Annotated in this window: 10 protein-coding genes; 7 read left to right on the plus strand and 3 right to left on the minus strand. The window is 42.2% G+C overall.

The genetic code is table 11. The features are described 5' to 3' along the window. Positions 1–11: 11 nt before the first annotated feature. Complete coding sequence (locus ACFQ0V_RS02525; protein WP_381009302.1) at positions 12–1913, plus strand: ATP-dependent DNA helicase; 1902 nt, start codon at positions 12–14, stop codon at positions 1911–1913. A 19-nt stretch (positions 1914–1932) separates the two neighbouring features. Further along, entirely contained in the window at positions 1933–2916 is a 984-nt protein-coding gene (locus ACFQ0V_RS02530) for an NAD(P)H-dependent flavin oxidoreductase (RefSeq protein ID WP_381009303.1), read from the plus strand. A gap of 16 nt (positions 2917–2932) precedes the next feature. Here the strand turns inward: ACFQ0V_RS02530 and ACFQ0V_RS02535 are convergent, their stop codons facing one another. Further along, positions 2933–3352 carry a universal stress protein gene (locus ACFQ0V_RS02535; protein ID WP_381009305.1) on the minus strand — a complete coding sequence of 140 codons (420 nt, stop codon included), beginning with the start codon at positions 3350–3352 and terminating at the stop codon, positions 2933–2935. 99 nt (positions 3353–3451) lie between these two features. On the opposite strand from ACFQ0V_RS02535, the gene ACFQ0V_RS02540 reads away from it, so the two are divergent. Then, positions 3452–3754 carry a hypothetical protein gene (locus tag ACFQ0V_RS02540; RefSeq protein ID WP_381009306.1) on the plus strand — a complete coding sequence of 101 codons (303 nt, stop codon included), beginning with the start codon at positions 3452–3454 and terminating at the stop codon, positions 3752–3754. Between the two features lie 191 nt (positions 3755–3945). Then, positions 3946–4995: a 2,3-butanediol dehydrogenase gene (locus tag ACFQ0V_RS02545; RefSeq protein WP_381009307.1), complete on the plus strand. Its 1050-nt coding sequence runs from the start codon at positions 3946–3948 to the stop codon at positions 4993–4995. 47 nt (positions 4996–5042) lie between these two features. Here the strand turns inward: ACFQ0V_RS02545 and ACFQ0V_RS02550 are convergent, their stop codons facing one another. Together ACFQ0V_RS02550 and ACFQ0V_RS02555 are read right to left on the minus strand one after the other, a co-directional pair. Further along, positions 5043–6758 carry a methyl-accepting chemotaxis protein gene (locus tag ACFQ0V_RS02550; protein WP_381009309.1) on the minus strand — a complete coding sequence of 572 codons (1716 nt, stop codon included), beginning with the start codon at positions 6756–6758 and terminating at the stop codon, positions 5043–5045. Positions 6759–6889: 131 nt separating this feature from the next. Further along, complete coding sequence (locus ACFQ0V_RS02555; protein ID WP_381009311.1) at positions 6890–7345, minus strand: chemotaxis protein CheX; 456 nt, start codon at positions 7343–7345, stop codon at positions 6890–6892. Positions 7346–7487: 142 nt separating this feature from the next. Here ACFQ0V_RS02555 and ACFQ0V_RS02560 point away from each other — a divergent pair, with 142 nt between their 5' ends. Genes ACFQ0V_RS02560 through ACFQ0V_RS02570 form a run of 3 tightly spaced genes read left to right on the plus strand, consistent with a single transcriptional unit; the run spans position 7488 to position 12464 of the window. Further along, positions 7488–11066, plus strand: a complete 3579-nt coding sequence (locus ACFQ0V_RS02560) for a dynamin family protein (protein WP_381009312.1) — start codon at positions 7488–7490, stop codon at positions 11064–11066. After that, a complete protein-coding gene (locus ACFQ0V_RS02565) occupies positions 11063–11887 on the plus strand; it encodes a sulfurtransferase (RefSeq protein WP_381009314.1) in 825 nt (274 codons plus the stop codon). Before ACFQ0V_RS02560 ends, ACFQ0V_RS02565 begins: the two co-directional genes overlap by 4 nt. Further along, the gene (locus ACFQ0V_RS02570) at positions 11880–12464 is read left to right on the plus strand and encodes a metallophosphoesterase family protein (RefSeq protein ID WP_381009316.1); all 585 of its coding nucleotides are present in this window, start codon (positions 11880–11882) and stop codon (positions 12462–12464) included. The genes ACFQ0V_RS02565 and ACFQ0V_RS02570 overlap by 8 nt, the downstream gene beginning before the upstream one ends. Positions 12465–12483: the final 19 nt, after the last annotated feature.

Below are 12483 nucleotides of genomic sequence, written 5' to 3' on the forward strand. Positions count from 1 at the left end.
GAGGGACGAATATGCGAAAAAAACTACCTTTCACCTTATCGAAAGACCAATCTTTTTATGAATCATTGAACGATTGGATCGGCGATACATTATATGATGATTTACCAGAGCGTGGATTTGATTTACGCGATGAACAAGTGTTTATGGCATTCCAAATTGAGAAAGCTTTACAAGAGAAAAAAGTACTGTTTGCAGAAGCGGGTGTCGGTACAGGAAAGACGATCGCTTATTTACTACCGGCGATTAGCTATGCTCGTTATACGGGAAAACCTGCGCTCATTTCATGTGCAGATGAAACGCTCATCGATCAGCTCGTGAAAGAAGACGGCGACATTCAAAAAATTAGTGAAGCGCTCAATTTAAATATCGACGTACGTTTAGCGAAATCACGTGATCAATATTTATGTATTAAACGATTAGAAGATGCGTCAGATTTCGGATATGGTGATTATGCGGATGAAGTGGAAGAGTCGCTACCTGGCTTCGTATTCGGTTCTGATTCATTGGAGAAAATGTATCCATATGGGGAGCGCTCTGCTTATCCAGAATTGAGCAATGATGAATGGGAAACGATCAACTACAATCCGATTCAGCAATGTGCTTCTTGTGACGTGCGTAACCGTTGTGGTCAAACATTGCATCGTGTTGCGTATCGCGAGGCGACTGATTTAATCATTTGTTCGCACGACTTTTACATGGAGCACGTATGGACGAAAGAATCGCGTTTACGTCAAGAACTTTTACCGCTTCTCCCAGACTTATCGATGATCGTATTCGACGAAGGGCATTTACTCGAATACGCGGCGCAACGTGCGTTGAACTTTGAAGTGCAAAGCGAAACACTCATTAAATTGTTAGAGCAAGTGATGGTCGATGGTGTTCGCGAAACGACATTAGAAAAAATCGAACAATTAATCGAAGTGCACGCGCTCTTTTTCGATGAGATGGAAGATCACATTACATTAAATGATGGGGAACGCTACACGATCGATAAAGTCGATCGCTTGAAAAAAATTGCACTTTCTGCGATTCGTTTAGCCGATGAAGTGTTAGAAGAATTTGTCTTTGACGGCGAGTTATACGTCATTCCAAATTATGATTTAAAAATGGTCGAGGAATACTTAGAACAATATACGTATTCGATGAATTTATTTGCGACAGACGAAGAAGCGATTGATTGGATTGAAGATCGTGAAGGAGATTGGACACTCGTCATCATGCCGCGACTCGTGACGGATATTTTACGCAATCAATTGTTTAATCAACGTTTACCGATTATTTTTTCATCTGCGACATTGTCGGTCGATGAAGATTTCACTTACATTCAAAATAGTTTAGGCATTACAGAGCCGTTGAAGTTCTCTGTCCAGTCGCCATTCGATTACGATGAGGTAATGGAAATTAAACAACATGTAACAGAAGAGAAGCGAGAAGCAGTGTTAAATATTATGAGAAATCGCCAACAAACATTAGTGCTCTTTAAATCAAAACAAGCGATGTTAGCGTTTAAGGAAAGTTTGACACCTTCTGAACGTGAGTTGTTTGATTTTGAAGGGGATCGAGAGTTAAGTGCGATGATTCGTGATTTCAGTGATGGATTTGTTCAAGGGATTGCCTCTTATAATTTATGGGAAGGGTTAGATCTTCCAGAACACCGTTTAACGCAAGTGATCATTTATGATTTACCATTGCCACCACAAGACCCGTTATTTGATGCGAAGCGGAAACATACAGACCGACCGTTCGAAACGGTCGACCTTCCATTTATGCAATTGCGTTTGCGCCAAGGAATCGGCCGACTTATTCGTACAGAACGCGATGCGGGAGTCGTTCATTTACTTGTCGACGGTGAAGAAGTGAAGTTACAATCATCATATGAAGACTTATTCCCAGTGAAAATTCAATCTTCATAACTGATGAGGGGGAATGGTGATGAAGCGTTACGTACTCGCTCCAATGGCCGGTGTCTCGACAGTGGAATTCGTCGCTGCGGCATGTGAAGCAGGGATGCTCGGCTCTTACGGAGCAGGTTATTTAACAGGGGAACAGACAGAACAAATTTTAAAAGAGTTACGGGAAGCGATCACGACGTCCTATGCCATTAATGTGTTCGTACCAGAAGACGTGTCAGCGGACGAACAGAACATTCAACGAGCGTACGCAACGATTCGGAAGTATGAAGAGCGTCTCGGGTTGACGGCACAACAGCCATTCATTCCAACGAGTGCCTACGAAGCGCAAATCGCTGCGATTTTAAATGATTCCGTTCCGATCGTTTCTTTCACATTCGGCGTTCCGAGTGAGGAAATTGTGAAGGCCTTAAAAGCACAAGGCAAACAACTGATCGGTACTGCGACATCATTAGAAGAAGTATGGGCGAATGAAGTGGCAGGTATGGATGCGATCGTCGTTCAAGGTGTAGAAGCGGGCGGCCATCGTGGAAGTTTTTTACACGATGCGTATCTCCCTTTACTCGAATTTATCGAGCAAGCGAAACGAGTGACGACATTACCGCTCATTGCGGCTGGTGGAATTGCGAGTCGTACAGAAGTAGAAGCTTGTCTAGAAGCAGGTGCTTCTTCTGTTCAAATCGGTACAGGTTTTTTATGTGCGACAGAAAGTGGCGCATCCAAGACGCATCAGCAATCATTGCTTGAATCGAAAGAAGGCGATTTCGTATTGACGAAAGCGTTTAGTGGAAAAGAAGCGCGTGGGATTCGCAATACGTTTATGGAAGAGATGAAAAATGAAGCGCTAGCGCCGTATCCGATTCAACATTGGTTGACGAGTCGTTTACGGAAAGAAAGCACCGCGCAAAACAATCCAAACTATACGTCGATGTGGTCAGGAATGCGTGGACATTTGGCACAACGAGGAACCATTCCAGAACTATTAAAAAACAGTTACAGCGAGTGATTCGCTGTAACTGTTTTTACTTGACGACGAGAACGGCACACGGAGAATGGTTGACGACTTTTTGGCTAACGCTTCCGATGACGAGTTTTTCAATCGGATTTAGTCCTCGGCTACCAATCATAATTAAGTCTGCTTTTTTCTCTTCCGCATATTCTGTAATTGCTTTACCAGGAGCACCTTGTAATTTTGTTAAAACGTAAGGGATTCCTTCTTGTTCGAATAAACTTTCGATCGGGTAGAGACGTTGTTGAATGACCGGATCATTTTTTAAAGATTCCGGTGAACGAAATGCGACAGATCCTAAGTCGCTTTCGTCGATGACATATACGAGTTCAATAATGGAGTTTTTCGATAGATGAGCGAGGCGTAACGCTTCGTTCGCCACACGTTGTGAGTTTTCTGAGCCGTCGACTGCGACGAGAATGTGTTTATACAAAATAAATGTCCTCCTTTAAAATGATGTGCATCTTTAGTATACCATCTTTTTTTACAGTCTGTTATGATAGAATAATTGAAATGATGAGGAGTGGAACGAATGTCTTGTTTTTGTGAAGTAATGAGTAATGAACGGATGGTCGAATTTGATTTTAGTGCTTCTGTTTTTTGGTGTGGAGAATGTTTTGCGAATTTAGAAATAGAAGATGAATTTGATGAGGAGCTTCAAACATTCATTCGAGAAAGCGTGCAATTGTTTGAAATGTATGGAGAGCGCGAGTATGAAGTGAGCTGTTGGTCGGTGGAGCAAAAGCAAGAGTTGAATGAACGGGGAGAGAAGATTGCGCGAGAAGCGATGAAACAAAGTTCGAAGCACTATGAATATAAAGAGATATTAATATAGTAACTGTATGATTCGTTTCTGTTGTAAGGTGTAATACAGAGAGGGGTATATCGTTTATTCGATTAGTATCAAATTCCTATCGTTAATTGTGTCGAATAGGTGTATTCACTCATAATTTTATTAGATTCACCTAAAAAACATGTGATATTATGAGTGTAACAGATAATGAATTATTTGGAGGCGGATGTTAAATGAAAGCAGCAGTTTGGTATGGTCAGAAAGATATTCGTGTAGAAGAAAGAGAGTTAAAGGAGCTTCAACCAAATGAAGTGACGGTACGTGTCGCTTGGGCAGGAATTTGTGGAAGTGACTTACATGAGTATGCAGAAGGACCAGTTTTCGTTCCAGTAGACGAAAAAGCACCACTTACAGGTGAAATTGCGCCACTCATTATGGGTCACGAGTTTGCAGGCATTGTTGAAGCGGTCGGAAGCGAAGTAACAACAGTGAAAGTCGGAGATCGTGTAGCGGTCAACCCAACATTAACATATGGAAACAAACCGGAAGAATACGATACGTACGACGGATTTAACTTTATCGGACTTCATGGTGATGGTGGATTTGCGACATTTGCAAACGCTCCAGAATCAAATATATACGTTTTACCAGAGCCATTAACATTACAACACGGTGCGCTCGTTGAACCAGCAGCGGTCGGTGTACAAGCGGTGAAGGAATCAGGCTTGTTATTCGGAGATACTGTTGCAGTATTCGGAGCAGGTCCGATCGGTTTATTAACAGCAGCAGCAGCGAAAGCAGCAGGCGCGAGTAAAATTATCGTGCTCGACTTATCAGAAGAGCGTTTGGCGAAAGCGAAACAAATGGGCGCGACACATGTTGTCAATTCAGGAGAAGTGAATCCGGTAGAAGCGATTAAAGAAATCGTACCTTACGGTGTAGACGTTTCATTTGAAGTAGCGGGTGTGAAAGCGACATTTGAACAAGCGATTGATTCAACACGTCCACGCGGAACGATGGTCATCGTCTCAATCTTTGCGAACCCAATTCCATGGAACCCACTTCAGTTAATTAATACAGGTGTTAAAATTACATCAAGTATTGCGTACACACCATCTTCATTCCAACAAACGATTGACTTAATGAGCACAGGTCAGTTGAACACAGATGGTATTATTACAGACGAAATTGAATTAGACGACATCGTTGAAAAAGGATTCGACGTTTTAATTTCAGATAAATCACAAGCGAAAATTTTAGTAAAATTAAGCGGTGAACAATAATTAAACGAAGCCCCTTCTATGCATCTCGTATAGAAGGGGCTTTTGTATTATAAGTCGTTCGTATCTTCCGTCGAATGAATGGTGAAATGGGCCATCGCTTCGTCTAATTGGGAGGCGAGTCCGTGTAATTTAACGATCCGTTCATCGATCGCTCGTTGGGTCGTCATTTGATCATGGACGGAAGCTAATGTCGTGGATGCTGTTTCATTGGAGTTCTGCGCATAATGTAATAAATCATTCGTTTTTCGATCGACGCGCTCCGTTTGTGTGACGATTTGAGCGAGTGCCTCAGAAACATTTGAAAATTGAACACCCATTTGTTCTGTCGCTCGTTCGATATTTTGGAATAACTGCACAGTTTCAGTTGCGACATCGCTATTTTTTTGAATGAGCTTGACATTTTCATGACTCCATTCAACAGTTTCGTGAATCGAACCTTGCATTTCATTCATAATCGTTTGAATTTGTGTCGTCGCTTCTTTTGATTGTTCGGCTAAATTGCGTATTTCATGGGCAACGACCGCAAATCCGCTTCCGAACTGTCCCGCATGTGCCGCTTCAATCGATGCGTTTAAAGCGAGCATGTTCGTCTGTTCAGAAACATTAGAAATGAAGGAAGCGACTTCTGCCATATGGCGAAATCGTCCAGCGACTCGGTCAATTTGAGCTGTCATCTGTTTCGTCACATGCTCCATTTTACTCATTTGAGATTGAAATTGATCCATTTGCTCGGTCCCGTTATGAACAACTCCATCCACTGCCGAAACGGCTACTTGTAGCTCACCATTTTGCTGTTGTAAAAATTGAATTTGTTCATGCATGACATTTGTAGAGTCAACGGTATCATGAACTGTTTTCACTTGTTTCTCGTTCAATTGTTGATTTTCTTCCGCAATTTTGGCGATTGTATCGAATGATGTCGTATGCTCTTCCGAATAGGCATTTAACAAATTCGCATAGCGCGTAAGTTTTTCGGAATTGTCATGAGCTTGTTGAATCGTCACAGTTAAAGATTCAATCATGTTTTCGACAGAGCGCGCCATTTGTCCGATTTCGTCTTTTGATTGAATGCGCAATGTTTGTTGGATGAGCTTGCCATGACTCAATTGATCGATTGCTCGTTGGACGATGCGGACAGGATGGACGATGCCACGATATAAAAAGAACGCGAGTCCGATACTTAATACGAGTGAAAGCGCCGTTAATCCAATCATTAAATTCTGAATGAAGAGCGACCACTCTGCTACTTCACGCTGCATGTTGTCACGTTCTGTTATTTGCTGTGCTGTCAACTGCTGAACCGCATCCCTCATCAACTTTTCATACTGTTCAATCTCTTCAATAATAGGTTTTGCACGTGCACCATCACCATTTTCGATATCACGGAAAATGAGCTCTCCCATTAATAAAAAGCTGATTGATGCTTCTTGAATGTCCTTTAAATGTTGTTGTTCGTCAGGGCGTTTCAATTTCTTTTTCAATTGAAAGAGAATCGTTTGATATCGTTTTTTCGCTTCCTCAAATTGATCGATGTAAGTAGGGGATAGAAAGATTAAGTAACTTGTCGCACTGTTGGCAAGTTGTTGTTGTAAAAGGACGAATTCATTGAGCTCATCAATCGTTTGTTGTTGTTGTTCTGTAATTTGCTCATGTTTCGATTCACTTTGCGCTAATGTGTAAATACTTAAAGTTGTCGCACATGCAAAAATGATGAAAAGCAAAGTGAATGCGAGCGCTAATTTTCGTCCGACTGTAAAAATCATAATGTGCCTCCGTTTCTTCATACTATGGACTAGTATAAAAGAGGGAGGTAAAGGGAATAAGCATATTTTTGTTAAGAAAACGTAAAAAAACAGTAAAAACCTCACCTTTTTACAGGTTTTTACTGTTTTTCTCATTCATCATCTAACATAATTAACACTTTAATTTTCTCTTCTCCATTTAATAAAACAGGAAGTGTGAGTGCTTTGCCGAAGCCGTGGAATTTAGCGGATCCCGTCATAACAGTCGGAGTCGTAATATCTGTCATCACTTTATCGCTCTCAAGTCCAACACTTAAGTTTCCAGCGAGCATGTTGCCAATTTCACCGCTTAAAGATTCAACGAATTCATCTGAAATGTCCATTTTAAACATTTCCTTTCCGACTTCTTTCATCGTATCGAGTGTTGTATCGATTAAAATACGGCCTTTCGTATCTCCAACAAGTCCAATGAGCACACTAATTTCTTTTTGAGTATAAGGCTCAGGAGTTACAGTAGGTGCAGAAACTTCAACATTGAATGGAATAACTTCCTTTAACGAACGCATCATATGATTTAAAATAAGTTGGATTGTTTTAGCTTGTGACAATGTATCTTCCTACTTTCATCTTTAATAGATATATTATACCATGAAGAAAGTAATATTAAAGCGAAAAGTTTCTCGTCTATGTCCCTTGAAAAGTAAAAATGGTATGATATAGCGAGAATAGTTTAAGAAGGGGTCGAAATCATTGGAACAAATATCTTCATTAATGCGTACAACCGCTATGTATGACACGCTTTTTGAGAAAAATGGCGATCAAGAACGTGTCGATAAATTACAGTTATTTATCAAAAAATTACAAAGTCGTCAATTTACGATTGGCTTTGCGGGGCATTTCTCCGCAGGAAAGTCATCGATGATCAATGCTTTAACAGGAGACGACTTACTACCGTCGAGTCCGATTCCGACGAGTGCGAACATCGTCAACGTTCAAAAATCTGATGAAAACTATGTTATTTTACACCAGACAGACGGACGTGCAATTAAGTATAAAGGCCATGATTTTACAGGAGCGATTAAAGCGTTCGGAAAAAATGGGGAAGAAGTGGCACGCATCGATATTGGGCATGTCGAATCGAACATTCCAACAGGTGTGACCGTCATGGATACGCCAGGTGTTGACTCGACAGATGATGCGCACGCATTATCGACGGAATCCGCACTTCATTTATCGGACATCGTCTTTTATACGATGGATTATAACCACGTTCAATCGGAGTTGAACTTTACATTTACGAAAGAATTAATGGCATACAATCCGAACGTTTATTTAATCGTTAACCAAGTCGATAAACATCGCGATGAAGAATTGTCATTCGATGATTTCAAAAAATCAGTAGAAGAATCATTCGCAACGTGGGGTGTTCATCCGAAAGGAATTTTCTTCACGTCATTGCGCGCATTCGATTTGCCGTACAACGATTTTACGAAAGTGAAGGCAATCGTTGACGAAGCGATGAACGATGCAGAGGCACAGTTCATTACGAATAGTGAAATGATTTTAAAGAAATTACATGATGAACATGTCCAATTTTTACAACATTCGGCCGAGAAGTTAAAAGAAGAAACGACGATTGTCGAAGAAGAAGAATGGGCGATGCGTGAGGAGCTAGAAGAACAATATGCGCGTCTCCGTCATGAAAGATCTTTACTATCGAGTGACGCTTTCCAAAGAGAGTTCGAAGCAGCGCGCAGTGAATTAGTGGAAAGTGCTGCGATCACGCCGTTTGAAATGCGTGAACAGCTGAAAGATTATTTAGAAAGTAAAAATCCGAACTTCAAAGTCGGGTTATTATTTGCGAAGAAAAAGACAGAAGAAGAGCGTTTACGTCGTCGCGATGCGTTGTCCGCTTCTTTATCTCAATTGATTGATACGCAAATCATTATGCATTTACGCACATTGATGAAGCGTACGTTGAATAAAGCGAATTTATTAACGGACGAAGAAACACGTAAAATTGACAGTATGCCGCTCGATATTTCTTTCGATGAAATCGATGAAGTGCTGCATGCGCCCGATGTTATTACAGGAGATACGGTTTTAAACTATACGAAACAAGTACGTAACCGCATCGAAGTATTATTGCGCCAAAAAACAGATGCTTGGAAGCAAGAGATGGCGAAAAAAGCCGAGTCTGTCGGAACGGAAGCGACAGCAACGCTCGATAAACGAATTGCGACACTCGGTGAAAAAGTGGCAGCGGTCGCTCAATACGATGAATACACAAAAGCACTACAATCAATTGATCAAATTTTAGAACGTGATGATTTAGCGGCTTCGAACGCGGTCGAACGACGTTTACGCGCTTGGAGTAAACCGATTGAATACGTTGAAATTGATGAGTTTGATGAACGAGTAGAAGAGGAAGTCGAAGAAGAAACGATTGTGGAGTCAGAACAAACGTCAACGATTGATGCAGATCAAGTTGTCGATGTCGCATCGCAAATCGCTGAGCGTATCGGAGCGATCGAACAGCTCGCTGAATGGGAAACGTATTTGAAATCAAAAGCGGATCGCATTCGCAATCATGAATTTACCGTCGCTTTATTCGGAGCTTTCAGTGCTGGAAAGTCGTCGTTCTCCAACGCTTTAATCGGAAACAAAGCATTACCTGTATCACCAAACCCGACGACAGCAGCGATTAACCGCATTCGTCCAACGACAGAAGAAAAACACCACGAGCATGCGGACGTGCATGTGAAAACACGCGACATTATGTTAGAAGACGTCGGTCGTTCTTATGAAATGATCGGCATGCGCGTCACTTCTTTAGAAGAAGCATATGAAAAAGCAGATGAAGCATTAGCAAAACCGATTGAAGATGAGCGTCTCCACTTGCATAAATCGTTCATTCGCGCGTATCAAAAAGGATATCCGACGTATCATACGTCACTCGGTGAAGTGTTGTACGTCGATAAAGAAGAGTTTTCTAAATTCGTTGCGGAAGAACATCGCAGTTGTTTCGTCGACTCGATCGATTTTTATTTCGATAGTCCGTTAACACGCCAAGGGGTGACACTCGTCGATACGCCAGGAGCGGACTCGATTAACGCGCGTCATACAGACGTTGCTTTCGAATATATTCGAAATGCGGATGCGATTTTATTCGTGACGTATTACAACCATGCTTTTGCGCGTGCAGACCGTGAATTTCTCATTCAGCTCGGCCGTGTGAAAGATGCGTTTGAAATGGATAAAATGTTCTTTATCGTCAACGCGATCGACTTAGCGAGCAATGAGGAAGAAGCAGAGCAAGTAAAGTCTTACGTACGTAATGAATTAACGAAACTAGGAATTCGTCATCCACGCGTATACGGCGTTTCGAGTTTAGAAGCGTTACAAGCGAAAGAGCGTGGCGAAGAAGATCCGAATATGGCGATGATTGAAGGACAGTTTTATTCATTTTTACAAAATGATTTAAAAGGGATGGCTGCTGAAGCGTTACAAACGGATAGCGAAAACGTCGTTGCTCTCGTGCGCGAGCAAATTGAACGTGCTGAAGCAAATATCGCCCGTAAAGGGGAACGTTTAATCGAATTGCGCGAGTTGGAAGAAGCGCTCGAAAATCGCTTTGAACAATCGTTTGAAGAAGTGTATGTCCCTGCTTTAACGAATGAAGTGAAAGAATTGTTGTATTACGTGAAACAGCGTGTCTTTTTACGTTTCCCAAGCTTCTTAAGAGAAGCGTACAACCCGATTATTTTTGCGAAGCATTCGAAGCAAGAAGCGTTAAAAATGGCATTGACGCAAATGACGGAAATGATTCGTTTCGATTTCGTTCAAGAATTGCGCGTGACGAATTTACGTGTCGGGAAGTATGTGGAGCGCATCGTGAAAGAACGTCAACGCAGTGAAACGGAACAATTGTTAGAAATGGATCACGCTTTAAAAGTGCGTCCGTATGAGATGGAAGAGTACGACATGCTTCATTTCGACGAACAATTCCAAAGCATCGCGCCGTATGAGCAAGTGAACCGTCATTATAAAAATGAATCAGCGTTCTTTGAAAAAGGAGGGCGCGATACGTTAGGGCAAGCATTGCAGGAGTTACTTGAAGCGGATGCGGAAACGTATATGCAACGAGAAAATGATGTGTTGTACGATTGGGCATTTGCGTTACTCGCGAAAGAAGCACGTCAATTGTATGCACATTTACACGATGAAGCGATGCGTCAAGTGAAAGCACAGTTCGAATTGTTAGAACATGAAGACCAAATTGAAGAGTGGAAAGACGTGTACGAACAATTAGAAGAGGTGATGAAATGATCGTATTTCAATCCAAGCCAAATCCGAACGCGAAATGGATCGACGCTCGTTTTTATTTAATGGACGTCGAAGAAGGAAAGCGCCGTTACGACGAAGAACATATTGCGGGCGCGATTTATTGGGACGTCGAGCGTCATTTGTCAAATATGACGAGTGACCTCGGGCGTCACCCTTTACCGTCAAAAGAAGCGTTCACGACTTTGTATCGTGAAAGCGGCCTTGAATTAGACGATGAGATTGTCATTTATGATGATGCGATTTCAGGAGGCGCGAGCCGTGCTTACTGGTCACTCCGTTATGGCGGCTTTCAAAATGTCGTCATCGCTCGTGAATCGTTCGAGCAATTGAAAGAACTCGGGTATGAAACGACGAATGAATCAATGGTAGTGACACCTTCTCATATTAGCCCTTCATTCGATGAGTCGATTTTAGCGATGACGGAAGATGTGGAGCGTGTCGTAGCAAAAGAAGAGCGCGCAACGTTAATCGATGCGCGAGCGCATAACCGTTATTTAGGAGTGCGTGAGCCGATTGATCCTGTAAAGGGCCGTATCCCTTCAGCATTATCTTTCGATTGGGAACGTCTCATCGATCATGAAACAGGACAATTTTCACTCGAACAGGAAGAGGAGTTTTTGAAGCTCGTTTCGAAAGAAGAACCGATTATCGTCTATTGTGGCAGCGGCGTTTCAGCAGCACCACTTTTTGCGATGTTGACGCATTACGGTTTCACGAATGTTCGCTTGTATGCGGGCAGCTTTAGTTGTTGGATTCGTGGCGACCGCCCGATTGCGACAGGAGAGTGGTCCGAACGTGAGTAAGTTTGCGATTATTGGAGATATTCATTCTTCGAAAAAAGATTTAAAAGCGGTATTGCAACATGTGCGGAAAGTGGACCCACAAGCAGAAGTTGTCGGAACGGGAGATATTTTCGAATGTACGATCAGCAAAAAGAAACTTCCGCTTCCGAAGCCTTTACCGTATGAACAGGTGTACAAAACGAAACGAGAGTTTGAACAGCTTTTAACATTTCCGACCGTGTATGGCAATCAAGAAGAGCGCATTTTGCTCGTAGGAGAAGGGGAGGACGAATGGCCGAAATGGATGCGACGTTTACCAGAAGTGTATCCACTGTCTCCAGATGCAGCGATCATTCACGGACATCAATGGGAGTGGGGCGGTACACCGTGGGCATTGCAAAACTGCACGATGCAAGCTCGCTTAACATTTTACGGGCATAGCCATACGTCTTTACTCGATCGCCAACCGGTGCAATTCGGGCATCCGTATGACGTGTCGACGGGCGAACATTTAATTAATGTCGGTTCGGTCGTCGATAACCGAGAATGGGTGTTATACGATGAAGAAGCAGGGCATGTTTTGTTTATGAAAGCATAAAAAAGCGCATGAGGTGATT

Source organism: Savagea faecisuis, from assembly GCF_042675605.1.
GTDB classification, from domain to species: domain Bacteria; phylum Bacillota; class Bacilli; order Bacillales_A; family Planococcaceae; genus Savagea; species Savagea faecisuis.

Bases quoted from the DNA above. Each gene is read 5' to 3' on its own strand.
- ACFQ0V_RS02565 (WP_381009314.1), top strand. From the start codon at position 11,063: ATGATCGTATTTCAATCCAAGCCAAATCCGAACGCGAAATGGATCGAC.
- ACFQ0V_RS02525 (WP_381009302.1), top strand. From the start codon at position 12: ATGCGAAAAAAACTACCTTTCACCTTATCGAAAGACCAATCTTTTTAT.
- ACFQ0V_RS02530 (WP_381009303.1), top strand. From the start codon at position 1,933: ATGAAGCGTTACGTACTCGCTCCAATGGCCGGTGTCTCGACAGTGGAA.
- ACFQ0V_RS02540 (WP_381009306.1), top strand. From the start codon at position 3,452: ATGTCTTGTTTTTGTGAAGTAATGAGTAATGAACGGATGGTCGAATTT.
- ACFQ0V_RS02545 (WP_381009307.1), top strand. From the start codon at position 3,946: ATGAAAGCAGCAGTTTGGTATGGTCAGAAAGATATTCGTGTAGAAGAA.
- ACFQ0V_RS02550 (WP_381009309.1), bottom strand. From the start codon at position 6,758: ATGATTTTTACAGTCGGACGAAAATTAGCGCTCGCATTCACTTTGCTT.